Source organism: Serratia sp. SM04 (genome assembly GCF_040280225.1).
GTDB classification, from domain to species: domain Bacteria; phylum Pseudomonadota; class Gammaproteobacteria; order Enterobacterales; family Enterobacteriaceae; genus Serratia; species Serratia sarumanii.
This window is the reverse complement of record NZ_JBEOQT010000004.1, coordinates 1-15,341: the sequence shown is the minus strand read 5'-3', so window position 1 is coordinate 15,341 and position 15,341 is coordinate 1. Positions and strand designations below refer to the sequence as shown.

The window sequence follows — 15,341 nt, the reverse complement described above, 5'->3', positions numbered from 1 at the left end:
AGTCACAAGGATCCGTATGAAACCCATTGCAGTCACCATCCTGACCGGCTTTTTGGGCGCCGGCAAAACCACCCTGCTGCGCCACATCCTGAACGCCGAACACGGCTATAAAATCGCGGTCATCGAGAACGAGTTCGGCGAAGTGCCGATCGACGATGCGCTGATCGGCGATCGCGCCAGCCGTATCACCACGTTGAGCAACGGCTGCATCTGCTGCAGCAAGTCCAACGAACTGGCGGACGCGCTGCTGGATCTGCTGGACGGCGCCGACAGCGGCCAGCTGGCGTTCGACCGGCTGATCATCGAATGCACCGGCATGGCCGATCCCGGCCCGATTACCCAGACCTTTTTCTCGCACGAGATCCTGTGCGAGCGCTTCCTGCTGGACGGCATCATCACCCTGGTGGACGCGGCGCACGCCGAGCAGCAGCTGAGCCAGTTCAGCATCGCCCAGGCGCAGGTGGGCTACGCCGACCGCATCCTGCTGACCAAAACCGACGTAGCGCCGGACTGCGAAGCGCTGATCCAGCGGCTGCAGCGGATGAACGCCCGCGCGCCGGTCTACAAGGTGACGCACGGCGATATCGATCTGAGCGTGCTGTTCGACATCGAAGGCTTTACGCTGAACGACAAGCTCAACCTGACGCCGCCCGCCCCGCTGTTCCGCCGCATCCCGCAGCCGCAGAGCGACATCCGCTCAATTGTGGTGACGCTGGAACGGCCGCTGCCGCTGATGCAAATCTCCGACGTGATGGAAGGCCTGCTGCTGGAATACGCCGACAACCTGCTGCGCTACAAAGGCATTCTGTCTATCGAAGACGAGCCGCGCCGCCTGCTGTTCCAGGGCGTGCAGCGGCTGTATAACGCCGACTGGGATCGGGAGTGGCTGCCTGAGGAAGAGCGCAAGAGTACGCTGGTGTTTATCGGCGTGGATCTGCCGGAGGAAGAGATTCGGGGAAGGATTGGGGCGTTGGGGTAAGATAAACCATTCCCCAGACCAACGCGGCCCCTATCCGACAAACTCAAGGATGAACGATGGCAAACAACGTGATGCTAGTAGCATTAAAGGCGCTTAACCTGTGCGCGAGCACTTATATCGTCATCAAACTGAGCACGGTATTAGCCATCGGCATCATGTTCCTTATTGTCTCTTACGCCGGCGTGGGGGACGTTGGGCTGTCCAATCTCCTCGCCGGGGCGCTCATCATCCTGCCGCTGTTGGTCGTCGTCGGCGGAACACTTATCGTCTGCGCCGTCGCCGCCTATCTCAACCTTAAGGCGCCCTATCGTAAAAAAGCGCTGTTCTTTAGCCTGCTGCTGGGCAGCATCTCTGCGGCTGGCCTGCTGTTGCCCTACACGCGCGAGTTCGCGCTATCCACGGCAGCCGCCAGCGCCCTGGCGTTGGGCAGCGCGCTGGGGATTTTTGCTTTGTCGAAGGGACGGGTTCAAGCGTTGTAGCACCTGAAAAAGGCGGGTACGCGATTATGTCTTTCCCCAATACGGCCCCGCCGCCACCGACTCGCGCTCGATCAGGCTGGCCGGGAAGCTGGGGCGCTTGCTCAGCTCGCCGCAGTTAAACATCGATAGCTGGTTTAACCGGCCCCAACTATCTCCTCTACTCTTCTTGCCGCCGCACCGCCGCAGGGTGCCGGTTGCTGGCCAGATTGATGCCCAGCAGCAGCACGGCCAAAGCGGCCGCCAACGCGAAGGAAAAACGGTAGCCCAGGCTGGCGGTCATCCCCACCATCAGCATATTGCTGACCATTTCCCCGATATCGCGCGAGCTTTGCACCATGGTCATGTCTGTGCCCGCCTGATCGCCCTGCGCAGCGAACTGCATGCCGGCAGTCATGATAGCGACCGAGGTCACTCCGGAAGCCAGCGCGCCTCCCATCACCGCGGCGATCACGCCGCCGGATTGCAGACCCCAGTTGGCCATCGCCAGCCAGCACAGCGAGGCGCACAGCGCACAACCCAGGCCAACCGCGAACGCCTTCCACACCCCGAGCCGGCTCACCAGCCAGGCGCCGCCACCGCACCCGAGCACCAGCGTCACCATGCCGCCGGCCATGCCGATCTGGCCGACCTGCGCCGGCGTCCAACCGTGATCGGTTAAAAACAGCTTGGCCAACCCGAAGCCGGATACCGCGGTCACCGCCGACAGCAGCGTGAGCGTCAGCAACCGCGCCGCGCCGCGACGGCGCAGCGTGCGCAGCAGGCTGGCCGGACGCGAATCGGCGCGTTCGGGCGGCAGATCGGCGTGTTGTCGGAAGCGGCCAATCGCCAGCAGGCTGACGGCAGGGAAGATCGCCATCGCCAGCAGCGCACCCTGCACGCCTACCCGGGCACTCAGCATCATCATGCCCGCCCCGCCGACGAAGAAGCCGCTCATCACCCCGGCGATTTGAATGGCATTGACGCGCGACAGCAACTCACCGCTGACGTGTTCCGCCGCCATGCCATCAGTGGCGATATCCTGCGTAGCGCTGGCCAGCGACGCGACGGCCAGCAGCGCGACGCACAGCCCTGCCGCCGCCGCGGAAATGCCGACCGCGCTGAGCAGGATCAGGCACATCGTCACCACGCACTGCAGCGGAATAATCCAACTGCGGCGGCGTCCGAAGCGTGGCGACCAGTGATTATCCACCAGCGGCGCCCAAAGAAACTTCACCACCCAGGGCAACCCCACCAGCGGCAAAAACGCCAGCGCCTGCAGGCTGGCGCCGTCATGGCGCAGCAGGGTCGGCAACGCATCCATGGCGATGCCGATCGGGATGCCCTGGCTAAAATAGAGCAGCCCCAGGGTCAGCACCAGATGCCGATGTTGCAATAGTTGTCGCATGTTTTACTCCAATTGGCGCGGCCAGGCACCGCGCGATTGCCATAACAAGGAGCCGGCGGCGAACAGAGCCGCGCTGACTAACAGTAAAGCGCTGTCCAGCCAGTACAGGCCGGGGCCGGCGCTGAGCATATGGCCGAGCGCCGCCACCAGCAGCGCCGTACCGCTGGCCATTCCGCTGAGGAACAATAACCACCCCGGCCAAACTCGCCACGCCAACAGCGCCACCGCGCCCCACATTCCCCAAAACAGCCAGGCGGCAGGGAACGCCGCCAGCGGCCGGGCGGCCAACAGCAGACTTCCCGCCACCGTCAGACCACAGCAGACGCCGGTGATAAAGCGCGCGGCACGGCGCTGCGGCTGCCGTAGGCACCACAATCCCAGCCCGCTCAGCGCCAGCGTCGCCGCGCCGAACCCGGCCAAAAAATGCAGCGCGCTCACCGCCGCCGCCGCCCGCGGCAACCAGGCGTATTGGCCATAGTGCAGCGGCTGAACGGCGATGAACGCGCGCGTCCATGGCCCCTGATGAGCGGCGCTGCGCCGCATCAGCGCCGGCTGCTCGCCGCTGCCGAAACGAAATTGCTCGAACAGCGCGCTGCTGGGAATACCGCGAGTGACGCCGCCCACCGCCAGCAATGCACCATCCGGCGCGCGCTGCAGGGTTTGCGGCGTAAATTCCGGTGCCTGGCGCCGCAGCGCCGCCATCGTCTGCGCAAGAGTACGCCCGGCGTCAGGCAAGGGCGGTGCAGGTTGCGCACCGCCCATCAGCTGCGCCATCACCCGCTGCGGCGCACCGGGGCTGACGCGGTCGGCCAGCAGCACAGTACCGAGCGCGCCGAGGCCGGATAACGCGCCGGTCAAAGCGAACATCACCAGCCACGGATAGCACCAAAGCCCCAACAGATTGTGCAGATCGAACAGCAGCACCCGCAGCCCCTGACGCCGCCGCAGCTGCAACAGCTGGCGCAGCCGTCGACCATGCAGCGCAATCCCGCTGATCAGCAGCAAAGCGAACGCGATGCCGAACAAACTGAGAAACACCCGACCGGGAAAGCCGAGAAACAGGTTCTTGTGCAGCGTCACCAACAGCGTGGTAGGTGCCGTCAGGCTGACCAGCCGCCCGCTGACGGCGCTCAGCGCGAGGGCGCAGTCGTCCGGGGCGCGGCAAAAGCGAATCACCGGATAACGCGCGCTCGGCAGCATGACGTAAGGCGCCGCGCCGTCTTCACCGTAGGCTTTCGCGTCGTCCAGCAGCTGCGCCAACGGCCGTTGCTCGCCGCTCATCGTCACGCCGTTCCACCACAGCGTGAAGCTGTCGCCAGCCAGGCTCCAGCAGCCGGTGAACAGGACCACGAACAGCGCGCAGCCGAACAACGCGCCGCAGCCCCGATGCAGCGACGCCAAAGCCCGTCGCGCGACGGCGTTCATCGCCACGCCTCCAGCAGCGCCAGCGGCAGCGGCCACCACAACCAGGCGCGCAGCAGCGTGCGACGCCAGTCCGGCGCCAGCAGGCTATACGTCAGCAACGCGATGCCGCCGAACAACGCCAGAAACAGCGCGCCGTAAAGCCGATCGAGCGGGTCGGCCGAGGGATAGCCGCGCGCCAACAGCAGCGCCAGGGTAACGCCCCCCATGGCGCTGCCGAGGCACGCCGCCCATACGCGCATATTCATCAAAACTCGGCCTTGACGGTGAACATCAGGTTGCGCGGTTCACCGTAACGGTTGTTCCACTGCGGCGAGAAAAGCCCGGCGTAGTAGCGGCGATCGAACAGATTGTTGACGTTGAGCGCCGCCGACCAGGTCTCGTCGATGCGATACCCCAGCCGTGCGTTGACCAGCGCATAGCCGCCCTGGCGCAGCGTCGTCGCGCCATTGGCGCTGCTGAACGCGCTCTGCGCCTGGATGCCGCCGCCGATGCTCCACTTGCGCTGATCCCACGGCAGGTCGTAATCGCTCCACAGCCGCAGCATATGACGCGGCGTCAGGCTGTTGTAGGCGCGCCCCTGGTTGCCGGCGTCGCGGGTGTAGCGCGTGTCGGTATAGGTGTAGCCGAGCGTGACGTCCCACCATGGCGTGAGGTATCCGCGCCCTTCCAGCTCGAGGCCTTCACTGCGAGCCTTGCCGCCGCTGATATACCAGGTATCGAAACCGCCGCCCGGGTGATCGGGATCCACCTGCGGGTTGTTCTCCAGATCGATGCGGAACGCCGCGGCCGAGAGGTTGAGCGCGCCATTCATCAGCGACGCCTTCACCCCGCTTTCCAGCGTGCGGCCCTCCACCGGCTTAAGCATCTGCCCGCTCCAGGTTTTGCCGCTCTGCGGCTGAAACACCGTGGCGTAGCTGGCATACCACGACCAGTCTTTGGCGAAATCCCAGATCAGGCCGCCGTAGGGGGTCAGACGCGCGTTCTCTTCCAGAGTGTCGCTGGGCGAACGCAGTTGCCACCAGCTTTCGCGCGCGCCGGCCACCAGCGTCAGCGGCTCCGCCAGTTTAATGCGGCCCATGCCGTACACCCCGCGCTGAACGGTTTTGGTCGACCCCGGCGAGCTGTAAGCGCCGATCGCTGGCTTCGGCACGCCGTGCGGATCCCAGCGGTAGACGTTCACCGGCACCTGAAACACAGAATCAAACCGTGCGGTGAACTGTTCTTCTTCGGCATGGGTGTAGCTGGCGCCGACGACCAACTCGTGCCGCAACCCCCAGGCGTCGATCTTGCCGTTCAGGCTGGCGTCCAGCCCCAGCTGCTGATTGCGAAAACGATAGGCGCCGCCCATCAGCGCCGCGCCGTCGCCGGTGGCCGGATCGACGTTGCCCCAGGCGCCGGCATACAGCAGGCGAGACTTGGCGTGCAGATAGTCGCCGCTCAGCTTGGCCTGCCAGTCGTCGTTCAGCCGATGCTCCACCGCAGCGAACAGCCGCGTGGTGTCCCATTTGAAGCGATCCCAGTCCACGTCCAGATAGGTGCTGCGCGGCAGGTGCAGATCGCTGCCGTCTTTCCCCATCGGCACCCCGGCCATATTGGTGACGGAATCGATGGTTTGGTACTGCGCGCCGACACGCAGCAGGGTATCCGGCGTCAGATCGGCGTCGACGGTGGCATACAGCAAACGGGTTTTCTGATCCGAGACGCGATAGAAATAATCGCGATCTTCCCATGCCATCACCGCACGGCCGCGCACGCTGCCCGACGCGTTCAGCGGGCCGCCCACGTCCGCTTCGCCGCGATACTGATTCCAGCTCCCGGCGCTGGCGGTAAACTGCGCGCGGTTTTGCGCCAGTCCGTGCTTGCGCACCATGTTGACCGTGGCCGCCGGGTTGCCGAGCCCGTGCAGCAGGCCGTTGGAGCCGCGCAGGATCTCCACCCGCTCATACACCGCCATGTCCTGCGGCGAGCTGGCGGTATTGCCCAGCAGCGTCGGCACGCCGTCCAGTTCGAACGAATCGATCTTGAAGCCGCGCGCATACCACGCGGTGGTCAGCAACACGAAGGGGGCGCTGGTGACGCCGGTGGCGCGCGTCATCACCGCATCCAGCGATGTGAGATTCTGCTGCTCCATCTGCTGGCGATCGATCACGCTGACCGACTGGGCCACTTCACGCGGTTTCAGCGGGATTTTCCCCAGCGTGGTGACGCCGGGAGCCACATAGTCATCCCGCGCCGCCGCGCCGGCGGTCACGGTGAGGGTATCTTCTTTTACGTCCGTTTTGGCCGGCGCATCCTGCGCCAGCGCCCCGGTGCCGCACAGCGCGCACAGCAACGCGCCGCGGCGCATCGCGGCCGCCACTGGTGAGAGGTGAATGAGTCGCATGTTTTTCCCTGATTGTTATTGTTAAATGATAATCGTTATCAATCTAACAAAACGGCCGCCGCGACTTTTTCGATTGCCGGAGTTTCTCTATCGATCGCCGGTCATTTTCGCCTGGCAGAAACGGGCGAACCAGCCCCCCGCCTCGCGCAGCGCATCCGGGCTGCCCGCCGCCGTCAGCCGCCCGCCTTCCAGCACCCACACTCGATCCGCCCGACAGGCCAACGCGGGATCGTGGGTGACGACGACCCGCGTGCCGGGCCAGCCGGCCAGCAGGGCCGCCACGCGCTCGGCGTTGCGCAGATCCAGACTGGCGCCCGGTTCGTCCAACAACAATCGTGGCGCCCCCTGCAGCAGCGTGCGCGCCAGGCACAGCCGTTGCTTCTGCCCGCCGGAGAAACGATCGCCGTCGCTGCCGACCTCTTCTTCCAGCACGTCGGGCGGCAGATCCAGCGCCGCCAACAGCGCCAGCAGACGCTCATCGCCGATATCCGTTCGCCCCTGGGTCAGATTCCAGCGCACGCTGCCGCGCAGCAGGCGATTGTCTTGCCACATCACGCCGCGACCGCCCGCCAATTGCCGCGCCGACAGCGCGCGCACGTCACGGCCGCCGTAGAACACCCGCCCCGCCGTCGGATCCTGCGTGCGCGCCATCAGGCTCAGCAGGCTGCTTTTGCCGGCGCCCGAAGGGCCGACGATCGCCAACATCTCTCCGGCGGCGCAGGCTCCGCCTATTTCCCGCAGCCGCCAGCCGCCGTGCGCCGCCGCCAGGCTCAGCGCCTCAAGCGCGATGCCGTCGTCCTGCGGCGCGGCGCCGTCCCGTTCCGGCAGCGGCAACGCGGGCGACGCCAGCGCCTGCCGCAGTTGCGCCCACGCGCTCTTCAACTGACGCAGCGCCTGATCGAGGTGAGAAAGCTGAAGCAACGGCTCCAACAAGCGGGCCAGGACAATCATCAGCGCCAGCCATTGGGCGACGTTCAGGCGCTGCGCCAGCACCTCATGGGCACCGAACCACAATGCCGCCAACAGCGTCAGCTGCAGCCCGGCGCTGAACAACAGGTGATATGGCAAGCTTTGGCGCAGCAGCGCGGCGTGCGCCCGATGATGGTCATCCAACCGTTGCGTCAACGCCTCGGCGGCGGCCGCCTGCCCGTAGCCGAAGCGCAGCAATGCCTGATGACGGGCAAACTGCATCAGCGCCCCTTCAATACTCTGATTGGCCTCCCCAAGCTCTCGCTCTCGCCGGTGCAGCCGGGCCGCCGAACCGCGCAACACCAGCATCAACAGCACGCAGGCCGCCAGCAGCATCAGCGCCACTCCCGGGCTCAGGCAGGCCAGCCCGGCGATCAGCGCCAGCGGCGTGACGACCGCGCCAACCAACGGCGCCAGCAGGTGCGCGGGTGCCGACATCGTCTGACCGATGGCCCCGGCCAACAGACCCGGTGCCTGCTCCTGCGGCGACAGCGCGCGCGGCAGACGGCGGAACAGCGCCCGCAGCAACGAGCTCATCACCGCGCCGCCGGCGAAGAAACCGCGGGAGGCCGCCGCATACTGCACCGCCAGCAAGAGAGGCGTAGCCAGCGCCAGCAGCCCTAGCCAATGGCCGGGATTTTGCTGCCAGTTCGCCACCGCTGCCGCCAGCAGCAAGGCGCAGACGCCATCCAACGCGGCGGCCAGCGCCATCAGCAACAGCGCCGGGGCCAACGCTTTCACCAACTCAAACTTCATCGTCCGCCTCCTGGCGCTCGGCCAACGCCGCCAACAATGCCGGATGATCCGCCATCTCGGCGGGCGTGCCGACCGCCAGCAACCGCCCCTCCGCCAGCACCGCCACCCGATCGGCGCGGCGGCACAGTTCCGCGTCGTGCGTTGCCACCAGCCGGGTGGCGGGCAGCTGCGCCAGCGCCGTCAGAATGCGTTCGCGATTTTGCTGATCCTGCGCCGAAGTCGGTTCGTCGGCCAACAGCAGCGGCCGCCGCGCCAGCAACGCCCGGGCGATGGCGAGACGCTGCGCCTCCCCGCCGGAAAGCGAAGGCGTATCGTCCAACCTATCCTGCAAACGCGCCGCCAGCCCCAGCGCGGCCAGCACGCGCCGCAGCTGCGCATCGTCGGCCCCGTCGACGAACAGCGTCAGGTTGTCGCGCAGCGACATCGCCGGCGGTGTATTCTCCTGCGGCACCACGGCCACCATCTGATTGAATGCCTGCGCCGAGAACGCGTCGGCGAGCACGCCGTCGAGCGATACCGTTCCGCTATCCGGCTCGCTATAACGGGCGATCAACCGCAGCAGCGTGCTTTTACCGCTGCCCGACGCCCCGACAATCGCCAGCCATTCCCCCGGTTCGACGGCCAGATTGACGCCCTGCAGCAACCAGCGTTCGTCCTGCCGGCAACCGAGATCGCTCAGCTGCAGCGCCGCCCCCTGCGGCGCCGAAGCGATCGTCGAGCGCCCTCCCCAGCGTATTTCGGGATGCGCCAGCAGCGCCCGAATGCGGCCGGCGGCCAGCGTCGCCGCGCGCAATGCATCGCCGCCGTGCCCCATCGCCATCACCGGTTGCGCCACGCTGCGCAACAGCAACACGAACAGCGCCAGCTCCGCCAGCGTGAGATTGGGCGCCAGCCAGCGGGCGCCGAGCAACAGCCAACCGGCCGACAGCGCGGCGCTGAGCAGTAATTGGGTCACGGCGCCGAGCGCGCCGATACGCCGCAGCCAACGGTGAAAGGCGGCGAGAAAGCCCCGCAGGCTCTGCCGCGCACGCGCTTCGATGCCCGCACCGGGAAACTGGCGCGCCAACAGCGGATGCGCCGCCAGCTGCCGATAATCGTCGTTCAACTGCCGAAACGCCCGATCGCGTTGTTCAAACGCCGGCCGCAGTCGCGGCGAACGGATGACGCGAAACAGCAGCGCGGCCGCCAGCAAAGGTATCAGCGCGAACAGCAGCAGCGGCCACTGCACCGCCGCCAGCAGCGCCAGCGCGCAGCCGGGTACCACGGCCAGCTGCACCAACTCCGCCGGCGCATGGGCCACCAGCTGATGCAGCGCCTGAATGTCCTGCGACAGCGCCCGGGCGGCGCCGCTCTCGCCCTGCCGCACAAACCAGTTCAGCGGCAGACGCACCAGCTTGGCGGCCAATTGGCTGCGCAGCCGATGACACAAACGCGCGTCGAGCAGATGAGTGAGGTGCAGCGCCAGCGTTTGGGCGAACAGCCACAGCGCAAGGCCACCGGCGGCGACGCCAAGCCAGAAGGAATAGGCCGCCGGATCGGCGTCCACCAGCCGGGCTATCGCCAACCAGGGAAACAGCGAACTGACGCCGGCCAGCGCCTGCAGCGCCAGCGCGGAATACAGCATGATGCGGAAAGGACGCGTCAGCGCCCGCAGGTCACTCAGCATGAGATCCTCCACAGCAAAGGCGCTTACTGTAGCCAAAAGCGGCGGACGTCCTCATCCGTAAAGGCTTTCGCCGGCGAGACTTTTTCTTTCGATTGCGTGGCTAACGCTTTTTGACGTCGCAGGGCATGACGCCGAAACGCTTGCGGAAGGCGACGGAGAAGTGCGCCGGCGTATAACCCACCTGCCAGGCGACGGTGGAAACGTGCAGATCCTGCTCGCTCAGCAAGCGCCAAGCGGTTTGCAGCCGGTGCTCCTGCAGCAGGCCGAATACGCTGGCGCCAAACAGCTGGCGGAACCCTTGCGTGAGTTTGCGGGTGTTCAACCCGGCGCGCTGAGCCAGTTGATCCAGGCTCGGCGGCTGCTCCATCTCCGCCAACAGGATTTCGCGCGCCAGCTGCAGGCGCGCCACATCGCGCGCGGCTAGGTGCACGCCAACAGACGGCGCGGCAGCGCTGCGGTTCCAGCATTGATGCAGGCAATGCGCCGCCAGCTCGTTGGCCCTGGCGCTGAACCACAGCCCGCGCTGCGACTCGTGCAGCGGGCAGGCGAACAGTTGCCGGGCCTGGCCGATCAGCGCTGTCGGCGCCGCCAGCGGCACCAACTGCGCATGCCGCCGCCCATCGAGGCCGGGCGGCAGGCGGACATCGTTCTGCTCCAGCCAGGCGGCTGAGAACTGCAGCAGGGTATAATCGAGCGGTTCGCCGGCCTGGAACAGGTTGTTCAACACGAAGTCGTCCCGCCCGGCGGCCAGCAACAGCGAAGGGCCGTTCAGCTCCACCTGCGGCCCCGTTCCGCTTTCACAGCGCAGACGCCCGCGGCGGATCACCACGATCTTCAGCCCCGCGCGGTGGGGTTCATCCAGCTCGATGTCGACATCGGCGGCCAACACGCCGCGCCGCGCACGCAGCATGTCCGACAGCGCATAGTCCTGCGCTTGCTGATGATATTCCTGCAGTAACCGCTGGGGGGACGTAGACATGTTCGCCCTGCCTGTGAATGATGACGCCGACCGTCGGCGAGGTTTTTGATAGTGATTCTCATTAGCAATATAAGGCCGGCCGTCGGGTTTGTCTATTGAGGCGCGGATGGATCAGTTACCACCCCAATACGGCCCCGCCGCCACCGACTCGCGCTCGATCAGGCTGGCCGGGAAGCTGGGGCGCTTGCTCAGCTCGCCGCCGTCCAGCATCGACAGCAGGCGGTTGATGGTCTCCTGGATCATCTCGGTGACCGGCATCTTCATGCTCGACAGCGACGGCACGGTATAGGGCGCCAGCGGGATGTCGTCGAAGCCGATGACCGATACCGCCTCCGGCACCGCCACGCCACGCTCTGCCAGCCGCTTCATCGCGCCGATGGCCATCTCGTCGTTGCCGGCGACGATGGCGCTGAACGGCTGCCCGCCGGCCAGCAGCGCATCGACCGCCGCCACGCCGCTTTGCGCGTGCCATTTCCCCTCGACGATCAACGCCTCGTTAACCGCGATGCCCTGCTGCGCTAGCGCGGATTTGTAGCCGGAAAGCCGCTCCAGCCCGGTGGGGGAATCGAGCGAGCCGGTGATAAAGGCGATGTCGCGATGCCCGCGCGCGATCAGGTGCGCCACCGCCGCCGCGCCGGCGGCGTGCTGATCGCTGAAGATGCAGTAGCTGTCGTTCAGCCGCAGCCGCCGGTTGATCACCAGAATCGGCTGGCGGTGCTGGGAGACGATCTCGTCCATTTCCGCGATCGACAGAAAACGCGGATAGATGATCACCCCGTCGCAGCGCAGATCCAGCAAAAACTGAATGGCGGCCCGCTCCTCTTCGGCGGTGTGCTTGCCGTCCGCCAGGATCAGCTGGCGGCCGTTCGCCTCCATGATGCGCGCCGACTGCGCCATCAGTTCGCTGAAATAGTTGCCGCTGTAGAGGGTGTTGGTGACCACCAGGCCGAGGGTTTGGGTGGTGTTGGTCGCCAGGCTGCGCGCCAGCAGGTTGGGCCGATAGCCGGTTTCTGCGATGGCTTTATCCACCAACGCGCGTTTCTCCTCGCTGACATAGCCGCTGCCGGACAACACGCGCGACACCGTCGCCTTTGAAACGCCGGCCTTTTTCGCCACCTCGAGTATCGTTGCCATCTGTGCGCCGCCAAAATCCATGGGTTCAGCGCAGTCTACCCAAGACGCCCGGCGTTTGGAACGCTTTCGCCCCCCTGTGCGTCGGTGCGCACTTATCCCTGACGATCCAGATCACGAAAACGAAACGCCAAAAATCATAGTTCTTGCCAACAATAAAACACCAATACATGATTTTGTGAAACCGGTTTCTTATGGGCGTTTCATACGGATGGAACGACGGATCGCCCAGGCAGTAAATATTCGCCTTTAGGCTATCCGAATTGCTATCTGAGAGACGACACGCCATGCCGAAGAACTACGCAGAGATCTCGCACGCCATCGTGGCCGCCCTGGGCGGCGCGGGCAATATCGAGGCCGTGACCCATTGCATGACCCGCCTGAGATTCGTGGTGAAAGACAAAACGCGGATCGACACCCCGGCGCTGAAAGCTATCGACGGCGTGCTGGGCGTGGTGCACAGCGGCGAGCAGTGCCAGGTGATCATCGGCAACGAGGTGGCCAAGGCCTATCAGGCGGTGCTGGCGCTCGGCATGCCGGGCGCGGCGGCCCCCGCCACCCCGGTGAAACGCCAACTCACCCTGAAGGGCATCGTCGCCGGCATTCTCGACGCGCTGGTGGGCACCATGTCGCCCCTGATCCCCGCCATCATCGGCGGCTCGATGGTGAAGCTGCTGGCGATGATCCTGGACATGGCCGGGGTATTCGAAAAAGGCTCCTCGACCCTCGTCATCCTCAACGTGATCGGCGACGGCGCATTCTTCTTCCTGCCGGTGATGGTCGCCGCTTCGGCGGCGCTGAAGTTCAAAACCAACATGTCGTTGGCGATCGCCATCGCCGGGGTGTTGGTGCATCCCAACTTTATCGATCTGATGGCCAAGGCGGCACAGGGCCAGGCGGTGGAATTCGCCTTCATCCCGGTGACGGCGGTGAAATACACCTACACGGTGATCCCGGCGCTGGTGATGACCTGGATCCTGTCGCACATCGAACGCGGGGTGGATCGCATCACCCCGGCGGTGACCAAGAACTTCCTCAAACCGATGCTGATCGTGCTGATCGCCGCGCCGATCGCCATTCTGCTTATCGGGCCGCTCGGCATCTGGATCGGCAGCGGCATCTCTGCGCTGGTCTACACCGTGCACGGCTATTTGGGCTGGCTCTCCGTGGCCATCATGGGGGCGATTTGGCCGCTGCTGGTGATCACGGGCATGCACCGGGTGTTTACCCCGACCATCATCCAGACCATCGCCGAGACCGGCAAAGAGGGCATGGTGATGCCTTCGGAGATCGGCGCCAACCTGTCGCTGGGCGGCGCTTCGCTGGCGGTGGCGCTGAAAACCAAGAACCGCGAGCTGCGCCAGACCGCGCTGGCCGCCGCCGCCTCCGCCATCGTGGCGGGGATTTCCGAACCGGCACTGTACGGCGTGGCGGTGCGCCTGAAACGGCCGCTGGTCGCCAGCCTGATCAGCGGCTTCGTCTGCGGCGCGGTCGCCGGCATCGGCGGGCTGGCCAGCCATTCGATGGCCTCGCCCGGGCTGTTCACCAGCGTGCAGTTCTTCGATCCGGCCAACCCGATGAGCATCGTGTGGGTGGTGGCGGTGATGGCGCTCTCGGTGGTGCTATCGTTCGCGCTCACGCTAATGCTGGGCTTCGAGGATCTGCCGGAAAACGCCGCCGCACCCGGCCAAACCGCACCGGCGGCGAACGCCGCCAGCGCAACGCATTGAGACACCAGAGGATTGCATGTCTGACTCAACATTCCCTAAAGGGTTTTTATGGGGCGGCGCTTTAGCCGCCAACCAGGCGGAAGGCGGCTATCGCGAGGGCGGCAAAGGGCTGACCACCGTCGATATGATCCCGCACGGCCCGCACCGCATGGCGGTCAAACTCGGGCTGGAGAAGCGCTTTAGCCTGCGCGACGACGAATTTTATCCCAGCCACGACGCCATCGATTTCTACCACCGCTACCGCGACGACATCGCGCTGATGGCGGAGATGGGCTTTACCGTGTTTCGCACCTCCATCGCCTGGAGCCGTATTTACCCCAACGGCGACGAGCTGACGCCCAACCCCGAAGGCATCGCCTTCTACCGCAGCCTGTTCGAAGAGTGCCGCCAATACGGCATCGAGCCGCTGGTGACCCTGTGCCATTTCGACGTGCCGATGCATCTGGTGACCGAATACGGTTCCTGGCGCAGCCGCAGGATGGTGGAGTTTTTCACCCGCTACGCCCGCACCTGCTTCGAAGCCTTCGACGGGCTGGTGAAATACTGGCTGACCTTCAACGAGATCAACATCCTGCTGCACAGCCCGTTCTCCGGCGCGGGGTTGGTGTTTGAAGCGGACGAAAACCCCGAACAGGTGAAATACCAGGCCGCGCACCACGAACTGGTGGCCAGCGCGCTGGCGACGCGCATCGCCCACGAAGTGAACCCCGCCAACCAGGTGGGCTGCATGCTGGCCGGCGGCAACTTCTACCCGTGGTCCAGCAAGCCGGAAGACGTGTGGGCCGCGCTGGAGAAAGACCGCGAGAACCTGTTCTTTATCGACGTGCAGGCGCGCGGCGCTTACCCCTCCTACGCCGCCCGCGTCTTCCGCGAGAAAGGCGTGAGCGTCGCGATGGCGCCGGAAGACGCCGACATCCTGAAGCACACCGTCGACTTCGTCTCCTTCAGCTACTACGCCTCGCGCTGCGCCTCCGCCGACATGAACGACAACAACAGCAGCGCCGCCAACGTGGTGAAATCGCTGGCGAACCCGCACGTGCCGCGCAGCGACTGGGGCTGGGGCATCGATCCGCTGGGGCTGCGCATCACCATGAACATGATGTACGACCGCTACCAAAAACCGCTGTTTCTGGTGGAAAACGGCCTGGGCGCGCACGACGAGTTCAATGCAGCAGGCGAGATTGAGGACGACTACCGCATCAGCTACCTGCGCGAACACATCCGCGCCATGGCCGACGCCATCGCCGACGGCGTGCCGGTGCTGGGTTACACCACCTGGGGCTGCATCGACCTGGTGGCCGCCTCAACCGGCGAAATGAGCAAGCGCTACGGCTTTGTCTACGTCGACCGCGACGACCAGGGCAACGGCACCCTCGCCCGCACCCGCAAGAAATCGTTCTGGTGGTATAAGAAAGTGATCGCCAGCAATGGGGGGGATTTGGGGTAGGTTGGGGCGGAGG

Annotated in this window: 12 protein-coding genes; 4 read left to right on the top strand and 8 right to left on the bottom strand. The window is 65.5% G+C overall.

The genetic code is table 11. The annotated features are described in order from the left end of the window. Nucleotides 1–16: 16 nt before the first annotated feature. Together yjiA and ABTW55_RS07595 are read left to right on the top strand one after the other, a co-directional pair. The gene (gene yjiA, locus ABTW55_RS07600) at nt 17–979 is read left to right on the top strand and encodes a GTPase (RefSeq protein WP_060422617.1); all 963 of its coding nucleotides are present in this window, start codon (nt 17–19) and stop codon (nt 977–979) included. A gap of 56 nt (nt 980–1,035) precedes the next feature. Beyond that, nucleotides 1,036–1,458, top strand: coding sequence for a hypothetical protein (locus ABTW55_RS07595; protein WP_047569526.1), 423 nt, complete (start codon nt 1,036–1,038; stop codon nt 1,456–1,458). Between the two features lie 157 nt (nt 1,459–1,615). On the opposite strand, the gene ABTW55_RS07590 is transcribed toward ABTW55_RS07595, so the two are convergent. The 8 genes from ABTW55_RS07590 to ABTW55_RS07555 form a co-directional block, all read right to left on the bottom strand. Beyond that, on the bottom strand, nt 1,616–2,842 hold the full coding sequence (locus tag ABTW55_RS07590) for a RhtX/FptX family siderophore transporter (protein WP_033652805.1): 1,227 nt from the start codon (nt 2,840–2,842) through the stop codon (nt 1,616–1,618). Between the two features lie 3 nt (nt 2,843–2,845). Next, nucleotides 2,846–4,267 (bottom strand): PepSY domain-containing protein, encoded by a 1,422-nt coding sequence (locus tag ABTW55_RS07585; RefSeq protein ID WP_060422620.1) that lies wholly within the window; start codon nt 4,265–4,267, stop codon nt 2,846–2,848. Next, entirely contained in the window at nt 4,264–4,512 is a 249-nt protein-coding gene (locus ABTW55_RS07580) for a hypothetical protein (protein ID WP_033652804.1), read from the bottom strand. The genes ABTW55_RS07585 and ABTW55_RS07580 overlap by 4 nt, the downstream gene beginning before the upstream one ends. Further along, nucleotides 4,512–6,650, bottom strand: a complete 2,139-nt coding sequence (locus tag ABTW55_RS07575; RefSeq protein WP_195892174.1) for a TonB-dependent siderophore receptor — start codon at nt 6,648–6,650, stop codon at nt 4,512–4,514. Before ABTW55_RS07575 ends, ABTW55_RS07580 begins: the two co-directional genes overlap by 1 nt. Nucleotides 6,651–6,737: 87 nt before the next feature. Continuing rightward, the gene (locus ABTW55_RS07570) at nt 6,738–8,375 is read right to left on the bottom strand and encodes an ABC transporter ATP-binding protein (protein WP_060422626.1); all 1,638 of its coding nucleotides are present in this window, start codon (nt 8,373–8,375) and stop codon (nt 6,738–6,740) included. Continuing rightward, entirely contained in the window at nt 8,365–10,041 is a 1,677-nt protein-coding gene (locus tag ABTW55_RS07565) for an ABC transporter ATP-binding protein (protein WP_060422629.1), read from the bottom strand. The genes ABTW55_RS07570 and ABTW55_RS07565 overlap by 11 nt, the downstream gene beginning before the upstream one ends. 100 nt (nt 10,042–10,141) lie before the next feature. Further along, entirely contained in the window at nt 10,142–11,020 is an 879-nt protein-coding gene (locus ABTW55_RS07560; protein WP_033652802.1) for an AraC family transcriptional regulator, read from the bottom strand. Nucleotides 11,021–11,131: 111 nt separating this feature from the next. Then, on the bottom strand, nt 11,132–12,154 hold the full coding sequence (locus ABTW55_RS07555) for a LacI family DNA-binding transcriptional regulator (protein ID WP_122302052.1): 1,023 nt from the start codon (nt 12,152–12,154) through the stop codon (nt 11,132–11,134). 284 nt (nt 12,155–12,438) lie between these two features. Between ABTW55_RS07555 and ascF the strand changes: the two genes are divergently transcribed. After that, nucleotides 12,439–13,881 carry a PTS cellobiose/arbutin/salicin transporter subunit IIBC gene (gene ascF, locus ABTW55_RS07550; protein WP_033652800.1) on the top strand — a complete coding sequence of 481 codons (1,443 nt, stop codon included), beginning with the start codon at nt 12,439–12,441 and terminating at the stop codon, nt 13,879–13,881. Between the two features lie 16 nt (nt 13,882–13,897). Further along, nucleotides 13,898–15,328 carry a 6-phospho-beta-glucosidase gene (locus ABTW55_RS07545; protein ID WP_060422632.1) on the top strand — a complete coding sequence of 477 codons (1,431 nt, stop codon included), beginning with the start codon at nt 13,898–13,900 and terminating at the stop codon, nt 15,326–15,328. Nucleotides 15,329–15,341: the final 13 nt, after the last annotated feature.